Source organism: Arthrobacter sp. R3-55 (assembly GCF_054161505.1).
The window spans coordinates 3,132,985-3,156,877 of the sequence record NZ_CP096423.1; the positions used below are offsets into that span (position 1 = coordinate 3,132,985).

24 protein-coding genes and 1 tRNA gene are annotated in these 23,893 nt (G+C 62.0%); 11 read left to right on the forward strand and 14 right to left on the reverse strand.

The genetic code is table 11. The features are described 5' to 3' along the window. The first annotated feature begins 41 nt into the window (after nucleotides 1-41). On the forward strand, nucleotides 42-644 hold the full coding sequence (locus M1D51_RS14500; protein WP_458106984.1) for a hypothetical protein: 603 nt from the start codon (nucleotides 42-44) through the stop codon (nucleotides 642-644). 75 nt (nucleotides 645-719) lie between these two features. Continuing rightward, nucleotides 720-1,739, forward strand: coding sequence for a PHP domain-containing protein (locus M1D51_RS14505; protein ID WP_458106985.1), 1,020 nt, complete (start codon nucleotides 720-722; stop codon nucleotides 1,737-1,739). Between the two features lie 105 nt (nucleotides 1,740-1,844). Here the strand turns inward: M1D51_RS14505 and M1D51_RS14510 are convergent, their stop codons facing one another. After that, nucleotides 1,845-3,464 (reverse strand): solute symporter family protein, encoded by a 1,620-nt coding sequence (locus M1D51_RS14510; protein WP_172322137.1) that lies wholly within the window; start codon nucleotides 3,462-3,464, stop codon nucleotides 1,845-1,847. Then, nucleotides 3,461-3,841 carry a DUF485 domain-containing protein gene (locus M1D51_RS14515; RefSeq protein WP_172322138.1) on the reverse strand — a complete coding sequence of 127 codons (381 nt, stop codon included), beginning with the start codon at nucleotides 3,839-3,841 and terminating at the stop codon, nucleotides 3,461-3,463. The genes M1D51_RS14510 and M1D51_RS14515 overlap by 4 nt, the downstream gene beginning before the upstream one ends. Nucleotides 3,842-4,049: 208 nt before the next feature. On the opposite strand from M1D51_RS14515, the gene M1D51_RS14520 reads away from it, so the two are divergent. The 5 genes from M1D51_RS14520 to M1D51_RS14540 are packed head-to-tail and all read left to right on the forward strand — an operon-like array spanning nucleotide 4,050 to nucleotide 8,553. Continuing rightward, the gene (locus M1D51_RS14520) at nucleotides 4,050-5,252 is read left to right on the forward strand and encodes a sensor histidine kinase (RefSeq protein ID WP_458106986.1); all 1,203 of its coding nucleotides are present in this window, start codon (nucleotides 4,050-4,052) and stop codon (nucleotides 5,250-5,252) included. A gap of 21 nt (nucleotides 5,253-5,273) precedes the next feature. Continuing rightward, entirely contained in the window at nucleotides 5,274-5,993 is a 720-nt protein-coding gene (locus M1D51_RS14525; protein ID WP_458106987.1) for a LytR/AlgR family response regulator transcription factor, read from the forward strand. Beyond that, on the forward strand, nucleotides 5,990-6,352 hold the full coding sequence (locus M1D51_RS14530) for a hypothetical protein (protein ID WP_458106988.1): 363 nt from the start codon (nucleotides 5,990-5,992) through the stop codon (nucleotides 6,350-6,352). The genes M1D51_RS14525 and M1D51_RS14530 overlap by 4 nt, the downstream gene beginning before the upstream one ends. Further along, nucleotides 6,349-7,815, forward strand: coding sequence for a sodium/solute symporter (locus tag M1D51_RS14535; RefSeq protein ID WP_458106989.1), 1,467 nt, complete (start codon nucleotides 6,349-6,351; stop codon nucleotides 7,813-7,815). Before M1D51_RS14530 ends, M1D51_RS14535 begins: the two co-directional genes overlap by 4 nt. Nucleotides 7,816-7,863: 48 nt before the next feature. Continuing rightward, on the forward strand, nucleotides 7,864-8,553 hold the full coding sequence (locus tag M1D51_RS14540) for a hypothetical protein (protein ID WP_458106990.1): 690 nt from the start codon (nucleotides 7,864-7,866) through the stop codon (nucleotides 8,551-8,553). A 27-nt stretch (nucleotides 8,554-8,580) separates the two neighbouring features. Here M1D51_RS14540 and M1D51_RS14545 read toward each other — a convergent pair whose 3' ends face one another. From M1D51_RS14545 to rpsB, 6 genes are all read right to left on the reverse strand, one after another. Next, the gene (locus M1D51_RS14545; protein WP_172322144.1) at nucleotides 8,581-9,165 is read right to left on the reverse strand and encodes a DivIVA domain-containing protein; all 585 of its coding nucleotides are present in this window, start codon (nucleotides 9,163-9,165) and stop codon (nucleotides 8,581-8,583) included. Between the two features lie 20 nt (nucleotides 9,166-9,185). Further along, nucleotides 9,186-10,121, reverse strand: coding sequence for a phosphatidate cytidylyltransferase (locus M1D51_RS14550; RefSeq protein WP_172322145.1), 936 nt, complete (start codon nucleotides 10,119-10,121; stop codon nucleotides 9,186-9,188). Next, nucleotides 10,121-10,678, reverse strand: coding sequence for a ribosome recycling factor (frr, locus tag M1D51_RS14555; RefSeq protein ID WP_026541491.1), 558 nt, complete (start codon nucleotides 10,676-10,678; stop codon nucleotides 10,121-10,123). Before frr ends, M1D51_RS14550 begins: the two co-directional genes overlap by 1 nt. A 102-nt stretch (nucleotides 10,679-10,780) precedes the next feature. After that, nucleotides 10,781-11,518: a UMP kinase gene (gene pyrH, locus M1D51_RS14560; RefSeq protein WP_026541490.1), complete on the reverse strand. Its 738-nt coding sequence runs from the start codon at nucleotides 11,516-11,518 to the stop codon at nucleotides 10,781-10,783. A 120-nt stretch (nucleotides 11,519-11,638) separates the two neighbouring features. After that, a complete protein-coding gene (gene tsf, locus M1D51_RS14565; RefSeq protein WP_026541489.1) occupies nucleotides 11,639-12,475 on the reverse strand; it encodes a translation elongation factor Ts in 837 nt (278 codons plus the stop codon). 120 nt (nucleotides 12,476-12,595) lie between these two features. Beyond that, on the reverse strand, nucleotides 12,596-13,465 hold the full coding sequence (gene rpsB / locus M1D51_RS14570) for a 30S ribosomal protein S2 (RefSeq protein ID WP_172322146.1): 870 nt from the start codon (nucleotides 13,463-13,465) through the stop codon (nucleotides 12,596-12,598). A 408-nt stretch (nucleotides 13,466-13,873) separates the two neighbouring features. Here rpsB and M1D51_RS14575 point away from each other — a divergent pair, with 408 nt between their 5' ends. Next, on the forward strand, nucleotides 13,874-14,383 hold the full coding sequence (locus tag M1D51_RS14575; protein WP_458106991.1) for a M23 family metallopeptidase: 510 nt from the start codon (nucleotides 13,874-13,876) through the stop codon (nucleotides 14,381-14,383). Between the two features lie 54 nt (nucleotides 14,384-14,437). Here M1D51_RS14575 and M1D51_RS14580 read toward each other — a convergent pair whose 3' ends face one another. From M1D51_RS14580 to M1D51_RS14605, 6 genes are all read right to left on the reverse strand, one after another. Further along, nucleotides 14,438-15,628: an acyl-CoA dehydrogenase family protein gene (locus tag M1D51_RS14580; protein WP_458106992.1), complete on the reverse strand. Its 1,191-nt coding sequence runs from the start codon at nucleotides 15,626-15,628 to the stop codon at nucleotides 14,438-14,440. Nucleotides 15,629-15,761: 133 nt separating this feature from the next. Then, nucleotides 15,762-15,835, reverse strand: a tRNA-Ile gene (locus tag M1D51_RS14585). Nucleotides 15,836-15,920: 85 nt separating this feature from the next. Then, a complete protein-coding gene (locus M1D51_RS14590) occupies nucleotides 15,921-17,117 on the reverse strand; it encodes a glycosyltransferase (RefSeq protein ID WP_458106993.1) in 1,197 nt (398 codons plus the stop codon). A 109-nt stretch (nucleotides 17,118-17,226) separates the two neighbouring features. Further along, complete coding sequence (locus M1D51_RS14595; protein WP_458106994.1) at nucleotides 17,227-18,132, reverse strand: DMT family transporter; 906 nt, start codon at nucleotides 18,130-18,132, stop codon at nucleotides 17,227-17,229. Next, on the reverse strand, nucleotides 18,132-18,755 hold the full coding sequence (locus tag M1D51_RS14600; RefSeq protein WP_172325776.1) for a CDP-alcohol phosphatidyltransferase family protein: 624 nt from the start codon (nucleotides 18,753-18,755) through the stop codon (nucleotides 18,132-18,134). The genes M1D51_RS14595 and M1D51_RS14600 overlap by 1 nt, the downstream gene beginning before the upstream one ends. A gap of 48 nt (nucleotides 18,756-18,803) precedes the next feature. Next, nucleotides 18,804-19,652: a phage holin family protein gene (locus M1D51_RS14605; protein ID WP_172325777.1), complete on the reverse strand. Its 849-nt coding sequence runs from the start codon at nucleotides 19,650-19,652 to the stop codon at nucleotides 18,804-18,806. 174 nt (nucleotides 19,653-19,826) lie between these two features. Between M1D51_RS14605 and M1D51_RS14610 the strand changes: the two genes are divergently transcribed. The 3 genes from M1D51_RS14610 to M1D51_RS14620 all read left to right on the forward strand — a co-directional run bounded on the left by M1D51_RS14610 (nucleotide 19,827) and on the right by M1D51_RS14620 (nucleotide 23,882). Then, a complete protein-coding gene (locus M1D51_RS14610) occupies nucleotides 19,827-21,056 on the forward strand; it encodes a multidrug effflux MFS transporter (RefSeq protein WP_172325778.1) in 1,230 nt (409 codons plus the stop codon). A gap of 23 nt (nucleotides 21,057-21,079) precedes the next feature. Further along, nucleotides 21,080-21,259, forward strand: a complete 180-nt coding sequence (locus M1D51_RS14615; RefSeq protein WP_172325779.1) for a glycine zipper domain-containing protein — start codon at nucleotides 21,080-21,082, stop codon at nucleotides 21,257-21,259. Nucleotides 21,260-21,383: 124 nt separating this feature from the next. Then, nucleotides 21,384-23,882, forward strand: a complete 2,499-nt coding sequence (locus M1D51_RS14620) for a bifunctional lysylphosphatidylglycerol flippase/synthetase MprF (RefSeq protein ID WP_458106995.1) — start codon at nucleotides 21,384-21,386, stop codon at nucleotides 23,880-23,882. The last annotated feature ends 11 nt before the right edge of the window (nucleotides 23,883-23,893 follow it).

Genomic DNA, 23,893 nt, shown 5'->3' on the forward strand with positions numbered 1-23,893 from the left:
GACTGACCACGGCCTACGAAAACCACAGGACGGCAAGAACCATGGAACGCAAAAATCACCCCACGCTGAACGCAGCGACCCTCCTGTTCGTGTACTTCGCAGCGATGGCCGCCGGGATGGTCGAGCTTTCCCTTGCCGCCGGGTATCTCACTGGACCAGCATCAGAGACACCCGGAATGGTTGCCGGTGTGGCAACCCTCGCGGCAGGCCTGGCCTTTCTGGCCTGGTCCCTGCGGGGGTTGCACCGCAATGCCCTGATTTTCGCTCGAATCGCACTTCCTGTCCTCGCCGTCGCTGCTGCTGCGCATCTTGCAGTGACAGTTACCGGGGTCAGTTCCCTCCGCTCACTGGACGTGAGCCATTTTGCCGCCCTCGGCCTGACGCTCATGGCACTTGCCGGAGCGGGCTGGCTGAGGCGGCAACACCAGACCAACGACGGCGGCGCCCACGGCCAGCCAAGGACCGGGCGGCTTCTGGCAGCCGCGTTCGGAGCCGCCGTCGTTGTTGCAACAGTGGCAACACCGGGGCTGGCTGCCTCGATGGCAGGACAGCATGCTGTCCCGCATGGCGAGCACGGCCAGGCCCCGCACAATGAAGACGGCCAGGGCTCCAATCCCGCCCTGGACCCGGGTCGCCACCACTAGTGACGGCGACCGGACCGGCGCACCATCGACCATGCCCACTGTTGATGGTGCGCCTGGTTCGTGGATCATGGAGCCATGGATCCCATCGAGGCCCTCGACGAAATCGCCTTCTGGCTGGAACGCAGCCTGGCCCCCACCTTCAAAGTCCAAGCCTTCCGCAAAGCCGCCGACGCCGTGCGGCAGCTTCCGCCCGAAGAGCTGGCGAAGCTTGTCAGCAGCGGGCGGATAAAGAGCGTCAAAGGCGTCGGAAGCCGGAGCGCCGAAGTCATCACACAGTCCTTGGAGGACCGTGTCCCTGACTATCTGGCCGACCTTCGCGAACGCGGCACGGAGCCCCTGGTTTCCGGGGGCGAGACCTTGCAGGCCGCCCTGCGCGGGGACCTTCACAGCCACAGCAATTGGTCCGATGGCGGATCCCCCATTGAATCCATGGCGGCAGCGGCCAAGACCCTCGGCCGGGAGTATCTGGCTTTGACCGACCACTCCCCCAATCTCACCATCGCCAACGGGCTGAGCGTGGAACGGCTCGAAAAGCAGCTGGGCGTGGTGGAGGGAATCAACGCATCCCAGGACGGCTTCCGCCTGCTCAAAGGCATTGAAGTGGACATCCTTGAGGACGGGACCCTGGACCAGTCTCCCCACATGCTCAATCAACTGGACGTGGTAGTAGCGAGCGTCCACTCCAAGCTCCGGTCAGACAAAAAGACCATGACAACACGGATGCTGGGCGGTATCAGTGACCCCCATACCAATGTGCTGGGGCATTGCACCGGCCGTCTGGTCCAAGGATCACGGGGTACCCGGCCTGAGTCCGAGTTCGATGCCGCCAAGGTTTTCAAAGAATGCGCCGAGTGGGGTGTCGCCGTCGAAATCAATTCCCGCCCGGAACGGCAGGACCCACCGGACAACCTCATCGCCTTGGCCCTGGACGCCGGTTGCCTGTTCAGCATCGACAGCGATGCCCACGCTCCCGGCCAGCTCGATTTCCTTCAATACGGGGCTGAGCGGGCCGAAGCCCTTGGCGTGCCGAAGGAAAGGATCGTCACTACGTGGCCGCTGGAACAGCTGACGGAGTGGCTCAGCCTGAAGAAGTAGCCCGGCCTGAAGAATCACAGCCCACAAGAAGAAGGCTCCTCCTGCGCAATGTTCGCAGGAGGAGCCTTTTTCATTCAGCAACCGGGGGTCTTGTTCACGCCCCAGCTAGTGGTCGACGGCCTTCTCAGCACCGACGCCGGTCAGCGAGCGCACTTCCATTTCAGCCTGCTTGGCCGGATCCTCGCGGCGCTTGTCCAGGACGGTTCCCAGCCAGCCAAGGAAGAAGGCCAACGGGATGGACACGATGCCGGGGTTGCTCAACGGGAACAGGGCGAAGTTGGCACCGGGGATCATGGACGTCTTGGCACCTGAAACCACGGGTGAGAACGTGATGAGCAGAATGGCTGCGGCCAAACCGCCGTACATGCTCCAGACCGCGCCCTGGGTGGTGAACTTCTTCCAGAACAGTGAGTAGACGATCGTCGGCAGGTTGGCCGAGGCGGCAACAGCGAAGGCCAGGGCCACCAGGAATGCCACGTTCTGGCCGTTGGCAAAGATGCCACCCAGGATGGCCAGGACACCGATCACCAGTACCGTTCGACGAGCCACCTTCACTTCGGTAATTGCATCTGCTTTGCCCTTGGCAATGACATTGGCGTAAATATCGTGGGCGAAGGAGGCTGCCGCTGTGATGGTCAGGCCTGCCACCACTGCCAGGATGGTGGCGAAGGCCACCGCCGAAATGAAGCCCAGGAGCAGTGGTCCGCCCAAGTGGAAGGCCAGGAGCGGTGCGGCGGAGTTGACACCGCCAGGTGCGGACTTGATGGTTTCTGCACCCACCAGGGCCGCTGCACCGTAACCCAGCACCAGGGTGAACAGGTAGAACAGGCCAATCAGCCAGATCGCCCACACCACGGACTTCCGGGCTTCCTTGGCCGTGGGCACGGTGTAGAAGCGCATCAGGACGTGCGGGAGGGCCGCGGTGCCAAGGACCAGTGCGAGGCCAAGGGACATGAAGTCGAGCTTGGATGTTTCAGTCTTGCCGTACTGCAGGCCCGGGTTCAGGATGGCCGGGTTGTTGGCGGCCTCTGCTGCAGATCCCAGCAGGCTGGACAGGTTGAAGCCATAGATCGCAAGCACCATGGCCGTCATGACTCCGGCACCGGCAATGAGCAGGATGGCCTTGATGATCTGCACCCAGGTGGTGCCCTTCATGCCGCCAATCAGTACGTACATGATCATCAAGGCGCCAACGACGATGATCACCAGGGCCTGGCCGCCCCAGTCGCTGATGCCCAGCAGGAGGGAGATCAGGCTCCCTGCGCCTGCCATCTGCGCGAGGAGGTAGAAGAAGCAAACGGCCAGCGTGGACAGGGCAGCGGCAATCCGCACAGGGCGCTGGCGCAAGCGGAAGGACAGGACGTCGGCCATGGTGAACTTACCGGTATTGCGCAGCAGTTCAGCCACCAGCAGCAGGGCCACCAGCCAGGCGACAAGGAAGCCGATGGAGTACAAGAACCCGTCGTAACCGTTGATGGCAATGGCGCCGGTGATGCCGAGGAATGACGCCGCTGAGAGGTAGTCGCCGGCGATGGCCGTGCCGTTTTGGGAGCCTGTGAATGACCGCCCCGCTGCGTAATAGTCTGCCGCCGTCTTATTGTTCCGGCTTGCCCGGAAGACGATCACCATGGTGACTGCCACGAAGAGGGCGAAGATGCCCATGTTGAGCAGGGTGGTGTCTTTGAGTGCTTCGACGTTGACTGCCGCCGGGACCATGGTGTTCATTTGGCTGCCCCGCTGATCACATTGCCGTCCTTATCGAATTCGTGGCCCTCGATCTCGTTGCGGATTTCAGCAGCGATCGGGTCAAGTTTCCTGTTTGAGTAGCTCACGTACCAAGCCGTGATGCCGAAAGTGGTGACGAACTGCAGCAGGCCAAGAATCAGCCCCACGTTGATGTTGCCCCACACCTTGATGGACATAAAGCCCACCGCGTAGTCAGCCAAAAGGACGTACGCGAAATACCAGAGCAGAAATACCACTGCCATGGGGAAGACAAAACTGCGGTGCCGTTTGCGCAGCGTCTTGAACCGTTCCGTCTGTTGGACTTCCTGGAAGTCCACGGACGCTGTTGCGTCCTGGGGTTGGGCGTCGTTACCCATGGTTCCTCCTGATTGTGATGTGTCCACATCAGCTCCACACACCTTGCCAATGTGACTGCAATCACTATTGACTGCCGTGCGGCACCTGTTCCAGAGCATCGTCCACTGCCGTCGCTCAGCGGTCGTGACGCTGCGCCAAACGGTGTCCATGAGGGCGCAAGCAGACCGCGCGGAAGGATGCGGGAGCGGGTCCGGCTACTCTGGCTCTATGCCCGATTCCCCGCTTTTCACCGCAGCCGCGATCGCCGTGATCGTGCTGGCCGTCGCCGTCGTCGTGGGTGTTGGCCTGAAGGTGATGCGTTCCTTCCGGGACCTGGGCACCGATGCCGAGCGAGCAACCTACAACACCCTGCACGCAGCCTCCCGCGCCGGGCAGCATCTCCGCGGCGGCCTCCAGCCTGCCGGTGCGGCCAAGGCCAGCAAGCAACTGCGCGTCCTGCTGGGCTGCGACGCATTGGCCATTACGGACACCGATTCCGTGCTCGCCTGGGATGGTGCCGCTGAGGAACTCAGGTCCTCGCTGATGCGTCTTGCTGCCGAGGTGCTGTCCACCGGCCGAACCGCGGTGGTGCCGCATGCCGGGCATCGAACCAATGGCAAAGCCGAGCATGGAAGCCATGATTACAGTGCCGTGATTGCACCAATCCGGTCCGGTTCCAAGGTGGTGGGCGCGGTGGCTGCGCTGGCACCGGCAGCAGGTGCCGGGCTGGTGAGGGCCACCAGCGAGGTTGCCGATTGGATTGCCGCCCAGCTGGAGCTGACAGAGCTCGAAGCCTCGCGGACCTTGCTGATGGAAGCTGAAGTCAGGGCATTGCGTGCACAAATCAGCCCGCACTTCATTTACAACTCCCTCAATGCGATCGCCTCGTTCATCAACACCGACCCCGCCCGGGCCCGGGAACTGGTAGTGGAGTTCGCCGACTTCACCCGCTACTCTTTCCGGCGCCATGGCGACTTCACCACAGTGGCGGAAGAACTGCGCTGCATCGACCGCTACCTTCTGCTGGAGCGAGCACGCTTCGGCGAGCGCGTCCAGGTAAGCCTGCGGATCGCCCCCGAGGTCCTTAGCACAGTCATTCCCTTCCTCAGCCTGCAGCCCCTGGTGGAGAATGCCGTCCGCCACGGCCTCGAGGCCAAGGAGGGCCCGGGACACATCACCATTTGCGCCAATGATTCCGGCGCGTTCGCGGAAGTGACCATCGAGGACGACGGCGTCGGCATGGACCCGGAGCACCTGCGGTCAGTGCTCGCCGGACACACCGACGGCATCCATGTGGGACTGCGCAATGTGGACGCCCGGCTACGCCAGGTCTATGGGGATGAGCACGGACTGGTGATCGACACTGCTCCCGGAGAAGGAACCCTGATCACCATGCGGGTGCCCAAATCCCAGCCCGGCCATGACGCTTGAAGGGAAGGTTAGTCTTTAATCATGATCAACGTGCTCGTCGCTGATGACGAACTGCCCGCCGTGGAGGAGCTTGCTTTCCTCTTGGGGCGGGATGAACGAATCGGTTCGATCCACCGGGCGTCGTCGGGCGCAGAAGCACTGCGGACCTTGGAAAGGGAGTCTGTCGACGCCGTATTCCTCGACATTCACATGCCTGCCCTGTCCGGTCTGGACATCGCCCGGGCCATTTCGCGCAGCAGCAATCCGCCCGCCGTCGTTTTTGTCACCGCTGATGAAGATTGCGCGTTGGAAGCCTTCGACCTCGCAGCCATCGACTACCTGCTCAAGCCCCTGCGCGCGGAACGGTTATCCCGTTCCGTGGACCGGATCAGTGACCTGATCAAGGAAGGCACTCCCGCCCCGGAGATGATCACGGTGGATCTTGGCAGTACAACGCGCATGATCCGCCGGGACGATGTCACTTACGTTCAGGCCCAAGGCGACTACGCGCGACTCCACACTGCCGAAGCCAGCTACCTCATCCGGGTCCCCCTCAGCGATCTTGAGCAGAAGTGGGCGGAGGCGGGTTTCATCCGAATCCACCGTTCGTATCTCATCGCCTTGAATCACGTGCAGCACCTCAAGCTTTCGGCTACGGGACCCAGCGTGGCGGTGGCCGGAGCTGAGCTGCCCATCAGCCGGCGCCACTTGCCCTCTGTCCGTGACAAACTGCAATCCACCCGCATCCGGCCACAGGGATGACCCGCGTCCGTGTTACGGCTCCGCGCCGGACGGCCACGGCGGCACCGGGCAGGCTGCCCTACCCGAGGGAGGTACCCGAAGATTCCGATGCCGGCAGGATCTTTATCCGATCCTTGATCCGCTCCCAATTGCGTTTGGCCTTGGTGGTGGCCTGCGGCTTCCTGGTCATTCTTGCCGTAATCGCGCTGTTCCTTGTCTATGGCCCCGGGGTGGCGGAGACCCGGATCCTTGGCATTCCCTTGGATTGGCTGGTGCTGGGCGCGGGCATATACCCGGTGATCGGAGTGAGCGCATGGCTCTACAACCGTGCAGCGGCCCGTAATGAGGCACGCTACCGTGACCTTGTGGAGGACAAGTGAACCCTGCCGTTGGCCTCTTCGCTTTCCTCGCCGTGTCACTTGCCACGGCGGTCATCGGCTTCTACGGGCTTCGGATCTCACGAACCACCGGGGATTTCTACGTCGCTTCGCGAACCGTCCCGCCGTGGTGGAACGCCTCTGCAATCGGCGGCGAATATTTATCCGCCGCCAGCTTCCTGGGTGTCGCGGGCCTGATCCTGCTTTCAGGAACTGACGCGCTGTGGTTCCCCGTGGGCTACACCGCCGGCTATTTGATGCTGCTCCTCTTCGTCGCCGCTCCCCTGCGGCGCTCCGGTGCCTACACGATTCCGGATTTCACTGAAGCCCGCTTGGACTCCAAGCTGGTCCGGCGGGTGACAAGCCTCGTGGTGGTGGCCGTTGGCTGGCTGTACATCGTCCCCCAACTCCATGGGGCAGCGCTCACCATCCGGATCACCACAGGCCTGCCGTCGTGGGTAGGCTCGACGGCGGTGGTACTGGTTGTGTGCCTCACGGTGGTGGCAGGTGGAATGCGCTCGATCACCTTCGTACAAGCCTTTCAGTATTGGTTGAAACTGACCGCTTTGGCGGTGCCCGTGGTCTTCGTCCTGCTGGTGTTGGCCGGCAACGGCACAGCGCCCCAGGCTCCCCTGCCCGTCAATCCCACCAGCCAGGCCGCGGCTGGCGTGTACCAGCACATTTCCTTATTGGTGGCCTTGCTCTTCGGAACCTTAGGCCTGCCCCACGTCCTGGTCCGGTTCTACACCAACCCCGACGGCCAGTCTGCCCGTCGCACAACACTCATTGTGCTGGGGCTGCTCTCCGTCTTCTACCTCTTTCCTACGGTGTCAGGCGCTGTGGGACGTATTTTCGCCCCTGAACTCGCCCAATCCGGCCAGGCAGACGCCTTGGTCCTGCTGCTCCCCGGCAAGCTGATAGGGGGCACCGCAGGGGACCTGCTTTCCGCCCTCGTTGTGGCTGGAGCCTTCGCCGCCTTCCTCTCCACCACGTCCGGCCTGGTGGTGTCACTGTCCGGCGTTATCAGCCAGGACCTCTTCGGCGGGAGCGTCAGGGGTTTTCGGCTCGCAGCCGTGCTGGCCGCCGTCGTGCCTTTGGGTTTTGCCTTCATGACCGACACCCTGGCCCTTGCCGGCAGCGTGGGCCTGGTCTTCGCCTTTACGGCTTCCACCATTTGCCCGGTGCTGTTGCTGGGAATCTGGTGGCGTGGCCTGACCGACACCGGTGCCATTGCCGGGATGCTCACCGGCGCCCTCCTGTGCGGTGGTGCCATGGTTGCGGGCACGCTCATGGGGCCAGGCAATGCACCCGCATGGCTTGCCCAGCCCGCGGCCTGGAGTGTCCCCTCAGCCTTTGCCGTGACAGTGATCGTTTCCCTGGCAACAAAAAGCCGCGTGCCGGCGTCGGTGAACCGCGTGATGTCCCGGTTGCATGTTCCGGAAAGGCCGGTAGTAACCGAGAGATAGCAGCGGCAGGACGTTGTCCGCTGACCTTTCAGGGTGGACAATGACGCCATGTCCGAGGAACCAGGTGTGGCCGGTCCCGAGTCCGCGGTACCCAGGCCGGAGCTCTCGCCGAGCGTCCGCGCGCAATTGCTGGCCACGGAACACTGGAGCCTGCTGGCCTCCCGCAGCACCACCCAAGGCGAGGTCCTCACCCGGATCAGCATGTTCCTGACCTTCACCTCAGCGAGCCTGCTGAGCGTCGCGCTGGTAGGGAATGCCACCCAATTTTCAGACGCCTTCAGGGCATTCGCGTTGACAGTCCTCAGCATTGACCTGGTGGTGGGCCTGCTCACCCACGTGCGCGTCATGAGCGTGGGAATGGAGGACTTGATGTATGTCCTGGCAATGAACCGCCTGCGGGCGGCCTACGTCGATATGGATCCCGGCATAGGGCCGTACTTGATGGCAGGGGCTCACGACGACGAGGAAGGCGCCAAAAAGACCTACTACTTCCTGGGCGTTCGGAAGGCCTTCAGCCAGGTGGCCGGCAGCAGCATGGTCTTTATGGGGTTCGTGAACGCGGCCTTGATCGCCCTGCTGCTGGGATCGGCCCTCTTAACGGCCGGACTTCCAGCGGTGGCGGCAGTCCCTGTAGCCGTGGTGGCCGCCCTGGTCTTCTTCGGGACGTCCTTGACCCGCGGCCACCGGCGCTACCTGGAGGTATGGAAGAACAATCCGCCGGTGTCCCCTACCGGCTAGCCCTGTACCCGCAACGCGGGGTGTGGACTAGTCAATGGCCGCCATGAGCTCTACAGCGCGGGCCAGGAATGCGTCAACCTGGGCTTCTTCGTAGCCTTCGTTTCCCTTGGCCGCCCGGAAAACGGCACGGCGAACAGTGTCAACGCTCAGGACCTGGTCATGTTCCAGGTAGCCCACCAGCTCAGCACACAGGGCATCGACGTCCTGGGTGTTGTAGCTGCGTGCGCGCTTGCTGGAAGGCCGACGGAACCGTTCGCCGTCGGGCCGGTGCAGCCGGCCCCGCAGAATCCCGGAGAGTTTGCCGATCTGGCGCAACCAGGCTTCTTCGCCCTGCTGGCTGATCAGGTCATCCCGCTCACGGCGGGCAAATGCATCCTCCAGCCGATCCAGTGCGGCATCAACGCTGTGGGCGTCATAGCCACCCTTGACGGGATCAAAAGCCACGTCCCGGACATCCACGCTGGCTACCTGGTCAGCAGTACCCACGGGGTTCTCGAACGAGGTCCTGGCGCGCTGGAGGAACTCGTCAACTTGTTTGGCGTTGTAGCCGTACTTGCTGCGTTCCACGCGATCGAACGTTGCGGGAATCTGGCGTCGAATATCCACGGACACTAATTTTCCTTCGTTGATTCTCAAACGCCGCTCAGCAGCGCGAACAGAACATAGGCTACAGGGGCGGCGAACACAATGGAGTCCAAGCGGTCCATCACCCCACCATGGCCGGGCAGGATACTGCTCATGTCCTTAACCCCCAGTTCACGTTTGACCATGGACTCGGCGAGGTCGCCGGCGGTAGCCGCAGCCACCATGCCAACGGCCAGGATCAAACCAACCCACCAGGGCTTGTCGAGGAGGAAGATGCAGGCCAGGACGCCAATGAGCATCGCACCGCCCACGGAACCGGCAAAGCCCTCCCAGGACTTTTTGGGGCTGATTTTGGGAGCCATGGGGTGTTTCCCGAATGATGCCCCAACGATGTACCCGAACGTGTCATTGGAAACCACCAACAGCAGCATGGACGCGATCTGCCATGCACCTTCCGGGATACCGTCCGGCCAAAAACCCACGGGAGTAGGTCCGCCGGCGGTGTGCAAAGACAGGGACGCGAAGCTGATAAGGAAAGGAATCCACGCCAGGGTGAAAACACCGGCGAACACGCTCCGCGGCGCTCCGGCGGCGCTCTCGATGGACCGCCACAGCAGCACGGCCACTGAGCTCGCCGTCAGGGTGAACAGCAATCCTTCAAGACCACCAAAGTAGGCCGAAACCGGCATCACCAGGCTGCCAACCATCACGGGGATGATCGGCATCCTGGTGCCCTGGGCTTCGAGAGCCCGGAATACTTCCCACACACCCAACACAGCAAAAGCCGTGGTGAGCAGAACGAACCCCAACGGGAGGAAAAGCAGCCCGCCCAGAACCGCCAGGAGCATGGCGAGCCCGACGCCGATGGCGGCCGGAAGATTCCGGCCTGCCTTTGGCGTGGGGTTCGTCCGTACGCGTCTGGAGCGCTGTGGACTATCGCGTGTCGGGACCCGCCCAGCGGGTGCCGGCTCAGCCTGGTTCATCAGACCTCGAGCAGCTCGGCTTCCTTGCGCTTGAGCAGTTCGTCGATGCTGTCAACGTGCTGCTTGGTCAGGGCGTCGAGCTCCTTCTCAGCGCGGGCACCCTCGTCTTCGCCGGCTTCGCCGTCCTTGACGAGCTTGTCCAGGGTGTCCTTTGCCTTGCGGCGGATGCTGCGGATGGAGACCTTTGCGTCCTCACCCTTGCCCTTGACGATTTTGACGTACTCCTTGCGGCGCTCCTTGGTGAGCTCCGGAATGGTGACGCGGATGACGTTGCCGTCGTTCGAGGGGTTGGCACCAACCTCGGAATCGCTCAGCGCTTTCTCGATGTCGCGCAGCGCGGTCTTGTCGTACGGCGTAATGAGGATGGTCCGGGCGTCCGGCACGCCAAAGGAGGCCAACTGCTGGAGCGGCGTGGGCGTGCCATAGTACTCAACAATCACCTTGTTGTAGAGACCGGGGTTCGCCCGACCCGTACGGATCGTGGCGAAATCGTCCTTGGCTACCTCAACCGCCTTGTCCATCTTCTCGCCGGCTTCGAGCAAGGTCTCTTCGATCACGGGTTTCTCCTCAGAAAATAGTTGCTGCCCAAAAGCAGGCCGCAGTACACAGTAAAGATCCGCCGTGAGAGGCGGACGGTCCTAGAAATATCCTAGCCCTTGCTAGGGAGTAACCAGGGTTCCCAGCGTTTCGCCGAGGATGGCACGGGTTACGTTGCCCTCGCCTTCCATGCCGAAGACCACCATTGAGAGATTGTTGTCCTTGCACATGGTCATGGCCGTCTGGTCCATGACGCGGATGTCGCGACGCAGGGCGTCGTCGTAGCTGAGGACATCGAGCTTCTCAGCTTCGGGATCCTTCTTGGGATCGGCGGTGTATACGCCGTCCACACCGCTCTTAGCCATGAGGACCACGTCGGCATGGACTTCGAGCGCACGCTGTGCAGCCACGGTATCAGTGGAGAAGTAGGGCAGTCCGGCGCCCGCGCCGAAGATGACAACGCGGCCCTTTTCCATGTGGCGGATGGCCCGGCGGGGAATGTACGCTTCGGCAACCTGGCCCATGGTGATGGCACTCTGCACGCGGGTTTCAACGCCGGCCTGCTCCAGGAAGTCCTGCAGGGCCAGGCAGTTCATGACCGTGCCGAGCATGCCCATGTAGTCCGCGCGGGAACGGTCCATGCCGCTCTGGGACAGCTCTGCGCCGCGGAAGAAGTTACCGCCGCCTACGACGATTGCTACTTCGACGTCGGAGACAGCTGCCGCGATCTGCTTGGCAATGGCCCGGACGGTCTCAGGATCGACGCCGAGCTTGCCGCCACCGATCACCTCACCGGAAAGTTTCAGAAGTACACGTCGGCGGGTCTTCTCGGGCTGGATTGCAGTGTTGACGGTTTCCATGGTGCCTCCCGTTGGTGGACTCTGGCTAGATTATCGTGCTGGGGGTCCGCGCAGGTACTACCCGGACGGGTGCATGAAAAAGGGGCGGCCACCGAAGTGACCACCCCTTTTCATGAATTACTAGTTTCCTACGCGGAAACGGGTTACTGCAGTTGCCTTGACGCCGGCTTCTTCGAGGACCTGTGCAACAGTCTTCTTGGAATCCTTGGCGAATGCCTGGTCAACCAGAACTTCACCCTTGTAGAAGCCCGTCACGCGGCCTTCAACGATCTTCGAAAGAGCAGCTTCGGGCTTGCCTTCAGCCTTGGCAGTCTCTTCGGCGATACGGCGCTCGGACTCGACCAGTTCGGCCGGAACGTCGTCGCGGGTCAAGTAGTTCGGAGCCATGGCTGCAACGTGGACAGCGATGTCGTGTGCGGCGGTGGCAGCAGCTTCGCCTTCACCGTCAACAGCGAACAGGACGCCGACCTGGGCCGGAAGGTCCTTGGACGTCTTGTGCAGGTAAGCGTCAACCGTGGTGCCCTCAACGCGGGAGATGCGACGGACAACAACCTTTTCGCCGAGGACAGCGCCCTCTTCGACAACAACCTCGGACAACGGCTTGCCGTCGACCTCGGTAGCCAGCAGGGTCTCGAGGTCGGCCGCGCCGGACTCGACTGCAACGTTGAGGACCTTGTCAGCCAGCTGGATGAACTTGTCAGCCTTGGCAACGAAGTCGGTCTCGCAGTTGACCTCGATCATTACGCCAACGCCGCCGTTGACCTTGGCAGCAACCAGGCCTTCAGCAGTTGAACGGCCTTCGCGCTTGGTAGCACCCTTGAGGCCCTTGATGCGGATGATCTCGATGGCCTTCTCGGCGTCACCGTTGGCCTCGTCAAGAGCCTTCTTGACGTCCATCATGCCGGCGCCGGTGCGCTCGCGCAGGGCCTTGATGTCAGCAGCAGTGTAGTTCGCCATGTGAACCCCTCTGTCTAGAAATTTGTGTGTTTACGGACTGACAGGACGGCAGCCCACCGTGTGAGCCGCCATCCTGTCAGTTGCCCCCGATGCTTTTTCGGCATCAAGGAAGGTCCAGATTTACTTGGCTGCTTCGGCTTCGCCGGCTGCAGCTTCAGCAACGGGAGCCTCAGCTGCGGGAGCTTCTGCTGCCGGAGCTTCGGTTGCTGCTGCTTCTTCGGCCTTGCTGCCTTCGAGGAGCTCGCGCTCCCACTCAGCCAGCGGCTCTTCCGGAGCTTCGGTGGTGCCGGTTGCGCGCTGGTTGCGGGCGATGAGGCCCTCAGCTACGGCGTCGGCAACAACGCGGGTGAGCAGGTTGACGGAGCGGATGGCGTCGTCGTTACCCGGGATCGGGAAGTCAACTTCATCGGGATCGCAGTTGGTGTCCAGGATGGCAACAACCGGGATGTTCAGCTTCTTGGCTTCGTCAACAGCAAGGTGTTCCTTCTTGGTGTCAACAACCCACAGAACCGAGGGAGCCTTGGTCAGGTTGCGGATACCACCGAGGTTGGACTCAAGCTTGGTGAGTTCGCGCTTGAGGAGCAGGAGCTCCTTCTTGGTGTAAGCGGAGCCGGCGACGTCGTCGAAGTTGATCTCTTCGAGTTCCTTCATGCGCTGGATACGCTTGGCGACGGTCTGGAAGTTGGTGAGCATACCGCCCAACCAACGCTGGTTCACGTAGGGCTGGCCAACGCGGGTAGCCTGCTCGGCAATTGCTTCCTGAGCCTGCTTCTTGGTGCCAACGAACAGGACGGTGCCGCCGTGGGCGACAGTAGCCTTGACGAACTCGTAGGCGCGGTCGATGTAGGACAGCGACTGCTGGAGGTCAATGATGTAGATGCCGTTGCGCTCCGTGAAGATGAAGCGCTTCATCTTCGGGTTCCAACGACGGGTCTGGTGTCCAAAGTGGACGCCGCTGTCAAGCAGCTGGCGCATAGTTACGACGGGCATGCCGACGCTCCTTCCGGCAGGTCATTCATGAGAGAGCCCAGGGGGCTGCTCTTACCCTGCCAATAGTTGACGGTTGTTTAGCCTTTGCCCGGATGGGCGCGGCTCCTGGCATCCATTGCACTTCTCATCCGGCGTGGAACCATAAGGCTTGGCCGGACCGCAAGAGGCACAATCCTCCGCAGCCTGAAGCCACATGGCTTCGCTGGTGGAGGGCTGGATACGCGTAGTCAGCCTGGGGCCCTCACATATCTGAATGAGACATGCTCCTGAACAAGCTTGAGGGCACAGCAAACTGCTCCACCAAGTGTACTACAGCGACCCCACTGGTTTGACCGCATCCGCGGCCGGTTGTCCACATACGGCAGCCCTGGGATCGACCCCGGGCAGACACCGCGGGAGGCTGGGTCCATGGCCCTTGCAAAGTCCCTGATACCCCTGCTCGCTGCCCTGGCAATGACGGCGGGTGCGCTCAGCACATCTGCGCCGGGCGCACCTGATCCGGCCACAGCCCGATGGAGTTGGCCGCTCTCCCCCAAGCCTGCCGTGCTGCGTTTCTTCGATCCACCGGACAAGCCCTGGCTGAGCGGGCATCGAGGCGTGGATTTGGGGCCGGCCCCCGACGACGGAAAGGTCACCGCACCTTCGGATGGCGTGGTGACCTTTGCCGGCGTCGTGGTTGATCGGCCGGTCCTGACCATCGATCATGGCGAGGGCCTCAAGAGCAGCTTCGAACCCGTGGCCAGCGACCTCAAACCCGGAGACGCCGTCCGCAAGGGCCAGGTCGTTGGCACCTTGGAACCTGGACATTGCCGCGGCCCTGCTTGCCTGCACTGGGGTGTTCGCCACGGCGAGGATTATCTCAATCCGCTGGGGTTCGTGGTGGACTTGCGCCCGTCAATCCTGCTGCCGCTCTATTGATGCCCTGCCCGGCATGGACCTGCCCAGCCTGGACCTGCAGTGTTCGCCAGCCCTTTAGACGATGGCCGACACACCCGTAATCGCCCGACCTGTGACCAGGGTGTTGATTTCGTGCGTGCCTTCGTAGGAATAGATGGCCTCGGCATCTGAGAAGATCTTGGCCATACCGTAGTCCGTGACGATCCCATTACCGCCAAGGATGCTGCGGCCCAGGGCAACACTTTCGCGCATGCGGGCGGTCGTGAACGCCTTGGCCAGGGCCGACTGCTCGTCCTTGGCAACTCCGGCGTCTTCGAGCTGGGCCAGGCGGACCATCATGCCCATTGAGGCAACGGTGTTTCCAAGAATCTGGACCAGTTGGTTTTGCACCAGCTGGAAGGCGGCCAGCGGGCGGCCGAATTGCTGACGTTCCACGGCGTAGCTGCGGGCGACGTCAAAAGCTGCCATCTGAAGTCCAACGGCCTGCCACGCGACGGCCAGGCGGGTGACCTTGAGGACCTTGTTCGTGTCACAGAAGCTGTTGCCGTTGGCCAGTTTGAAGAAGTCCGGAACCACCACATTGTCCAGGATAATGTCCGCGTTCTGCACCGTGCGCAGGGAAATCTTGTTCTCGATCTTGGTAGCAGAGAAGCCGGGCAAGGTGGTGTCCACCAGGAATGCCTTGACCTGGTTGTCGTCTACATCCTTGGCATAAATGACCACCCAGTCGGAGAAGGTAGCGTTGCCGATCCAGCGCTTGGCGCCGTTGAGGATCCAGTTACCGCCATCGCGCTTTGCCGTGGTGCGGGTGCCGCCGGCAACGTCGGAGCCACCCAGCGGCTCGGTCAGGCCGAAGGCGCCGATCTTCTTCAGCGAGTAGATGTCCGGGAGCCAGGCATCCTTCTGCTCCTGGGAAGCGAGGGCCTCGATGGAGCCAGTGAAGAGACCGTCGTGGACGCCCATGAAGGTGGCAATGGATGCGTCCGCGCGGGTCACCTCAGCATGGAGCATGCCGGCGAACAGATTGGAGTACCCCTGGCGGCGGACAGGGCTGACGAGGTCCAGTTCACCCAGCTTGGGGATGAGGTCCATGGGAAACTCACCGCGGTTCCAGCAGTCCACAGCGATGGGCTTGACCTCACGGGCAAGAAACTCCCGGACCTCGGCCAGCCGGTCCTGCTCTTTTTCCGTCAGCATCTGCTCGAAGGCGTAGAAGTCGCCGTCGGCGTACGGAAGATTGGCGGCGTCGAATGCAGCGTTGGACATTTTCGCTCCTTCACGGTGGTCACCTGCGACCAAGACTAAGTTACTGATGAGTAACTTACCGTATATAAGGGGGAACGCAAAAGAGCCGCAGCCGGCAATCATTGATTGCCGGCTGCGGCTCCTGCGTGAGATGTAGGGCTACTCGGACTTGAACCGAGGACCTTAGGATTATGAGTCCCGCGCTCTAACCAGCTGAGCTATAGCCCCGTGATACCCGGTCCGGCCGCTGCGGAAACAGCAGAACCGGGCAAAGCACTCCAGCAATTCTAATAGCTGCCGGGGAGTGCTTTTGTCACACCACCTTGTCCTCGTAGGAGGCCCCGCGGTAGAGGTCCTCGAACGTCTGGAGGGTGCCGTTGATGCTGTGCGGCTCCACCATCTCCCGGCTCAGCTTGCCCATGGCTTCCAGCTCATGCTTGGGAAGTTCCACAAGCTTGGTGATCTTGGCTGCGAGTTCATCACTGTTGTTCGGCGTGAAGAGGTAGCCGTTCTCCCCGTCGCGGACCAGGTGCGGCAGTGCCATGGCGTTGGCCAACAGCACGGGAGTGGAGGCAGACATGGCTTCCAGGGTCACCAGGGACTGGAGCTCCGCGGTGCCGGGCATGCAGAAGATATCCGCCTTGATGTAGGCCTCGCGCAAATCGTCGTCGCTCGCCAGCCCGAGGAACCTCACCCGGTCCCCCAGGCCCAGCTTCGCCACCTGCGCCTCAAGGGCAGGACGGACTTCGCCACCGCCCACAATTTCAAGGTGCACGTTCAATTCGCGTGGGGTCTTGGCCACGGCGTCAATGAGGACGTTGACGTGCTTTTCTTCCGCCAAACGTCCGGCAAAGAGCACCGTAGGGTTGGCGTGGGGCTCAATGGTCTCACCGGGCTGGAGCTCGTAGGCGGAGGAGTCAATGCCGTTGGAGAGCGGCAGGACCTTGCGCAGGAACGCATGCTGATGCATGGCCTTGGCAGCAAGTGGCGTGGGCGTGGTGACTACGTCCGCCTGGCCCATGACCTTGCCCATGTCCTTCCAGGAAATACGGCCAACAATATCCTTGAACCATTGCGGGAACGGCAGGAACGGGTTCAGGTTTTCCGGCATGAAGTGGTTGGTGGCAACCACCCGGATGCCGCGCTTCACGGCCTCGTACAGGACGTGTTCGCCAATCATGTAGTGGCTCTGGATGTGGACAACGTCCGGCTGGACTTTGTCGAACAGCAGGCTGATTTCCTTCTTGATTTCCCAAGGGAAGCAAATACGGAAGTACTCATGGGTAAAAACACCGTGGGAACGCAGCCGGTGGACTGTGGCTTCGTCGCGGAACTCCGTGTAGCTCTTGCCCGTGTCCGGTCGGCAGGCCAACACATGGACGTTGTGCCCGCGTGCCGTCATCCCCTTGGCCAGGCGATAGCCGAACTGTGCGGCACCGTTGACGTGCGGCGGATAGGTATCCGCGGCTATCAGAAGGGTAAGGGGCTTGGTGGTGTCGGGAATGGTCACGTGGAGAACTCCTGATGGTCACGGTGCGGACAGTACTGCTTGTGGCACTACTGCGGTGTCGCCGGGTTGCCGGGCCGCTTACAGCGGCGGCGCAAGGTAAAGCTCTGCCCTAGGCCTTCTTGCTGGAAGCCGCCTTCGCGTCCTTCTTGCGTTTGGTGACTTCCGGATGATGCCGGCTCAGGGCAATAACCCCCACGATAGCAAGCGTAGCGGCCACAGCCATGGCGATGGCCATGACGGCGTGGACATCGGGACGAAGCTCACCAAGGATCACAATGCCGATGGCAATGCCCACCATGGGGTCAATAACGGTCAGTCCGGCGATGACCAGGTCCGGTGGGCCCCCTGAGTAGGCGCTCTGCACGAACCAGGAGCCCAGTCCCCCGGCAGCAACGATGGCGATGAGGGTGTACCACTGGACGTTGAGCAGGAACAGGCCGTTGGGATCGAGCAGGTGCTTGCCGATGATCCGGGTCAGCACGGCAACAAAACCGAACAGCACACCAGCCCCGAGGATGTAGACGAAAGCACTCATCCGGTGTTTGAACAGGACGGCCAAAGTTCCGAAGATCCCTACGGCCAACGCCAGCAGCAGGACGATGGTCAGCTCGTCCTCGGCGTTGACGTGGTGGTTCTCCTGGGTGACGAATACTGCCAGCAACACGAACAAGGCAGACCCCGTGACGCAGGCGCTGATGGCCACCACGGTTGCACGGTTGATGCTCAGTCCCTGGTCCTTGGCATTGACCACCGTGGTGATCACCAAGGCAATGGCGCCGATGGGTTGCACCACCGTCAGCGGGGCAGAGACCAGGGCGATGGCATTCATCACCATGCCGAGCGCAAGGAACAACAGCCCAAGCATCCAGCGGGGATTGCGCAGGAGCCGGAGGAAACCGTTGGAGCTCAGCGCCAGGCCACCGGTATCGGCCTTGACTGCGCTGCCCTGCCGTTGGGCGCCGATCGCCAGGAAGAAGGCACCAAGTACCGCCAGAAAAACCGCCAGCCAGACCATCAGCCGCGTCCGCCGTCGTCGTTTTTCAGTTCTTTACCCTTACGCAATATGGCCCAGAAATAGTTGTAGGCCGCAATCCAGTGTCCCAGAAGCCCGAGCCCCAGGAATGTCCAGGCTGCTACAAAGTAGACCTCAGTGAACGGAATGGGCAATTTGGAGAGGACCAGCAGAGGAGTGCCGAGCAGCAACAGTGCCGTACGGATTTTCCCAATGATGCTCACCGGGAGGTCCGGGTGGCTTCGGAAGTAGATCAGTGAAGCGATGGCCAGGATGGCGTCGGGCACCAACAGCGCGGCCAGATACCACCACTGCACGACGCCGGCGATCGCCAACGTGAACGCTACGGCCAGGAGCGCGGCGCGGTCAGCCATGGGATCAAGGATGCGTCCCAGCTTGGAGGTCTGGTCGAAGCGCCGGGCAATGTAGCCATCCACCCAGTCGGTGCTTCCCATGATGACGAGCACCAGCACCGCGAATCCGTACTCCTGCTCGGACAAAACGAGCCACACGAACAACGGGACCCCCATGAAGCGGAGGACCGTGAGGATGTTGGGGACAGTGAAGATGAGGTCATGGTCAACCTGCGGCCGATCAGGATGTGAACCAGCACCGATCAATCTCACCTATGTCCCCCTTCCTCAATGTCAGTGTGTGTAGCCCGGAAAATCTGCCTACTTTTTCAGCAGCTTCCGCAGGGCAACCACAAAGACCACCGCAGCAGTGGCAAACGCGGCGAGATCCTTCCACCTGGCGGCGAGCCGCTCAGTAAGGCCTTCGGGGACGGAATCTTCGAGGGCGGCAAACTTTGCCGCAGCGAACTCCTTGCCCTCAGTGAATTTTCCGTTGGCGCTCTCCAGCAACGCCTGGCCCTGCTTCTTGACGTCCAACTGCTCGCCGAGCTCATCGCGGACGCCGGTCAGGTGCTCACGACGCCTCTTCAGGCGGGAGCGAAGCTCAGCTTCAGTGGGCGCCTTAACAGCGTCGGCTTCCTTGGCAGCTTCCTTCTCAGCCTTCTCGGCCTTGGCCTTCCGGGCAGCTGCTTCCTTTTCAGCCTTGGCGGCCTTGGCTGCGGGCGAATTGGGATCGAGGATGGATTCGTCGAAGTCAGAACCTTCCTTGGCAATTCCAAGATCATGCTTGATGCCCCGAATGGTGTCCTCGGGTACCAAGGGCATGGCCTTCTTGAATTTGGCGATTCCGATCAGGGAGGCAATGGCCACGATGATCAGGAAGAACGCGGCAACAATCAGCGCCGCGAGCCAGCCCGGCATGATGGTTGCCAGGCCCAAAATGGCGGCAACCACAAGGGCGATCACCAAAAGCGAAAGGAAGACAAGGGCCACGCCAAAGAAGGCACCGGCAATGCCCACCTGGGTGGCCTTGCGCTTGAGTTCGACCTTGGCCAAGGCGATTTCGTCGTTGATTTGCCGCGGCGCCAACCGTGCAACGAGCTTGAGGGTCTTCGGCAAAGTACGAATGGCTGGTCCTTGACTGGTCCGGCCGGTGTGACGTCCACTCATGGGTTCCGCCTAACTGCTTTCCTCTGGGCATCGTATGGGGCGACCGCGGAGGGAAATCTTTCACCGCGGACACCTGTCCTCAAAGCTATCATTCAGGTTCCTGCTGAACTTTCGGGACCACACTGCGGCGCGCCCGTCATACGCTGAATAAATATGATCCGGGCCATAGGATAGATGATCGTGACCTCTCCCATTGCTCCGGGCGATTCCCTGAGCCGACGCGAAAAACTTGTCTATATTCTCTTGCTGGGTGCGCTGACTGCGCTGGGTCCCTTTACGATCGACCTCTATCTCCCGGCCTTCCCGGCGCTGGAGGAAAGCTTCGACGTCTCTGCTGCAGCTATCCAGCTCACTTTGACAGGGACCACCGTAGGCTTCGGGCTCGGCCAGTTGGTGGTGGGTCCGTTCAGCGACAAAGTGGGGCGTCGCCTTCCTCTGATCCTCGCCACCGCAGTCCACATCGGTTCGTCCTTCGGTGCCGCGCTGGCAACAGACATCGGGATGCTTTCCCTGTTCCGCGTCCTGATGGGAATCGGCGCGGCCGGTGGTGGCGTGGTGGCCATGGCAATGGTCCGGGACCTCTTCCACGGCTATTCCATGGTCCGCATGTTTTCGCGGATGTCATTGGTCAACGGTTTGGCCCCGATCCTTGCCCCTGTGATCGGATCCCAGCTGCTCCTGGCCTTTCCGTGGCCCGGTATTTTCTACTTCCTGGCCGCCTACGGCTTGTTGGTGATCATTGCTTCCATCTTCTTCATCAAGGAGACGCTGCCCGCTGATCAACGTGGAAAGTCCACCATCACGGTAGGACAGCGCTACAAATCGGTGCTGACGGACCGGATCTTCGTAGGCATGGTGATGGTGGGAAGCCTGAATTTCGGTGGCTTGTTCGCCTATCTGTCCGCCTCGACCTTCCTGTTCCAGGACATTTACGGCTTCTCACCGCAGGAATACGGAATCCTGTTCGGTATCAACTCGCTCGGAATCGTCGCAGGCGTCCAGATCAGTTCGCGCCTGATCCGGCGGGTGGCACCACAATGGATCGTTGCCGGAGCAACGCTGTTCATGCTCTTCACTGCCCTCCTGATCGTGGTGCTTGACCTCCTGCACGTCGGGCTATTGGGCATCCTCATTCCGCTGTGGTTCTATATCTGCGCCACCGGGTTCATGTTCCCCTGCGTCCAGGTCCTCTCACTGGCCAACCACGGTGCCCAGGCCGGCACCGCAGCGTCCCTCCTGGGGGCGTCCCAGTTCATGATGGCCGGAATCGTTCCGCCTGTGGTGGGCTGGTTGGGTGTTGGTTCCGCAGTTCCCATGGGCTCGGTCATGGCTGTCTGCATAGCAGGGGCGATCCTTGCCCTCTGGTTGGTGGTCCGGCCGCGTACCGTGCCCTCCATCCATTAGGCACGCACCCGTAGGCTGAGACCATGACCAAGAAACCGCACCGTAACGGCCGGGGACTCTTCCTCGGCGCCCTGCTGGGTGCCATGGCCGGCGCCCTCATAGGCCGCGCGGCAGGAAGTGCCCTGTTTGGCGCGATTCTGGGTGCCGTCGTCGGCGCAGCTGTGCTGTACAGGGTCAATCCCGGCCCCTGGAAACGGGACTAAGCGCACCGCTCCAACCCGACCCGCCGCCGTCGGGACCTCCCTGCCTCTCCCTTTACGGCGCCCCGCAAGGCAGAATGGGGGCCAGCCGGGGTTACCGGTGCCGGACCGGTGAAGGGGACATCACATGAGCACGGCTATGGCATTAAGGGGCGGTGTCCGCGGCTTGGCGACAGTGCGCCGGCTGCCCCTGACCTTGGGCCTGGCGGCATTGCTGTGGATTTTGGGTGCCTTGACCGGGAGCCTGCTTACCGGTCCCGCTGAAGACCTGCTGGACCAGGTGGGCTTGGGACTGGCCGTGGATCCGGGCCCGTGGTGGTCCATTGTCACCTCTGCGTTCTTCGCCTCTTCCTTGCTGGACTACCTGGCATGCACCGCCGCGATCCTGGTAGGCGTGGGAATTGCCGAGCGCATCATGGGGCCTTGGCCCGCCTTGGCTGCCTTCCTTGCAGGCTCTGCCATGAGCGCCTTGGTCCTTGAGGCACTGGTGACGTTCGGAACCGACGCCAGCGATCAATGGCTCAGCTTCCTCGGTGGCGAATACGTTGTAGGCGCCTATGGCGGTGCTGCTGCAGCACTGGGATGCGCGACGGCGGCACTTGAGGCGCTCTGGCGTCGTCGCCTGAGGACGTGGTTACTGGCCGCCACGTTGATGTTTGCCCTTTTTGTGGGCGTTGCCCAGACCCTGCAGGCATTGGCCGGAGCGGTGATAGGAATCCTGGCGGGTTGGGGTATCCAATCAATGGTGCTGCGCCGCCGGGCGGGTTCGCTGCACTCCTCAAGCCTCCGTGAAACGCGGTTCCTGGTGGGTACCGTGGTGGGTGTCTTCGCGGTGGGGCCTTTGCTTACGCAACTCACCGGCACGTGGGAAATAGGTCCCCTGTCCGTGGTCTCGGAAGTCATGCTGCAAGCCAGTCCCGACGCCGATGAAGTCAAAGAAGCCTGCAATAACGACACCAACTGCGTCACCTTGCAGGGCATCGTGGGCGTGCAGAGCTTCGGGGCAGCAATCCTGACCCTGATACCGGTCCTTTTGCTGCTGGTCTGCGCAGAGGGACTGCGTCGCGGCCGCCGGCTGGCGTACCGACTGACACTGGTGATCCAGGCCTACCTTGCAGCAGTGACAGTGCTGTCAATCATCCAATACGTCACCGACCCCGACGTGAGCCTGGGAGATGACGACTTCGGTTATCTCCTGCTCTACGCCGTTCCGGCATTCCTCGCCCCTGTGATCATCGTGGCGTTGCTGTTGGCCAACCGCCACAAGTTCCAGGTTGAGTCCAGCGACGCCGGCTACCGCCTCCTGGGCAGGACCTCACTGATCCTCGCTGTGGCCGCAATCGTCCTTTACGTCGTGTTTTGGTTCGTGGAAGGAAATCCGGGCCGCTCCACGCTGTGGGACCTCGCCGGCCAACTGACACATATCCTGGTTCCTTTCCCTGTTCCCTTTGTGGTGGCCCTCCCGCAAGGCCTGCTCAGCACCGTGGTGTACGGGCTCGGCGGGGACATCATCTGGCTGTGCATCCTGGTGCTGGTCCTGAACAACTTCCGGCGGTTCAGGCAGCTTGCCAGCGATCCGGCAGCAGACCTGGGCCACACCCGCGAACTGCTCCATGACGGCGGCGGCACGCTGTCCTGGATGGCCTTATGGGACAACAATCAGTACTGGTTCACCCCGGACAGGAAAGCCGGGGTTGCCTACCAAGTCCACAACGGTGTGGCGCTAACCGTCGCTGGCCCGTTCGGCGCCGAGGAACACCACGCGGATGCAGCCACGGGATTCCTGCAGCACTGCACCGGCCTGGGACTTACTCCATGTTTCTATTCAGCCACCGCAGCCTTGGACGGTCCGCTCCTCCCCCGGGGATTCCGCAAGCTGGAAGTCGCGGAAGAGACCCTTCTCAACGTCCAGGCCATGACCTTCAAGGGCAAGGAATGGCAAAACGTACGCACCGCACTGAACCGCGCAGAGAAGCTGTCCATCAAGGACCATTGGTACCCATATCAAGGGATGCCACCGGGGATCAGGGCGCAACTTGCAGAGATCTCCGAGGAATGGGTGGCGGACAAGGCCCTCCCTGAGATGGGCTTTACCTTGGGGGGTTTGGAAGAACTCAAGGATCCTGAAGTCCTGTGCTGCGTGGCAGTGGATGACGAGGGCCTGGTCCACGGAGTGACCAGTTGGTTGCCGGTGTTCCGCAACGGTGTCATCGCCGGCTGGACACTGGACTTCATGCGGCGCCGTACCACTGGCTTCAAAGGCGTCATGGAGTTCCTGATCGCCTCCGCCGTGACCCATTTCAAAGAAGAAGTCCCCCAAATTTCTTTGTCCGGTTCGCCGCTCGCCAACGCCGGGGCCGATGCCGCCGAGGGTGACCGTTCTGCCCTGGACAGGGTCCTGGCACTGCTCGGCAATGCCTTGGAGCCCATGTATGGGTTCAAGTCCCTGGCCGCCTTCAAGTCGCGCTTCCAGCCGGAACACCGGACCTTGTACATGTACTACCAGGACCCCTTGGCCCTGCCTTCCATCGGCATCGCAGTAGGTTCGGCCTATCTTCCGGGCCTCTCCCCCGCGCAAAGTGCAGGCCTCCTGCGCCAGATGGTAGCCAGGGAGCCCGCGGCATGAGGACCAAGAGC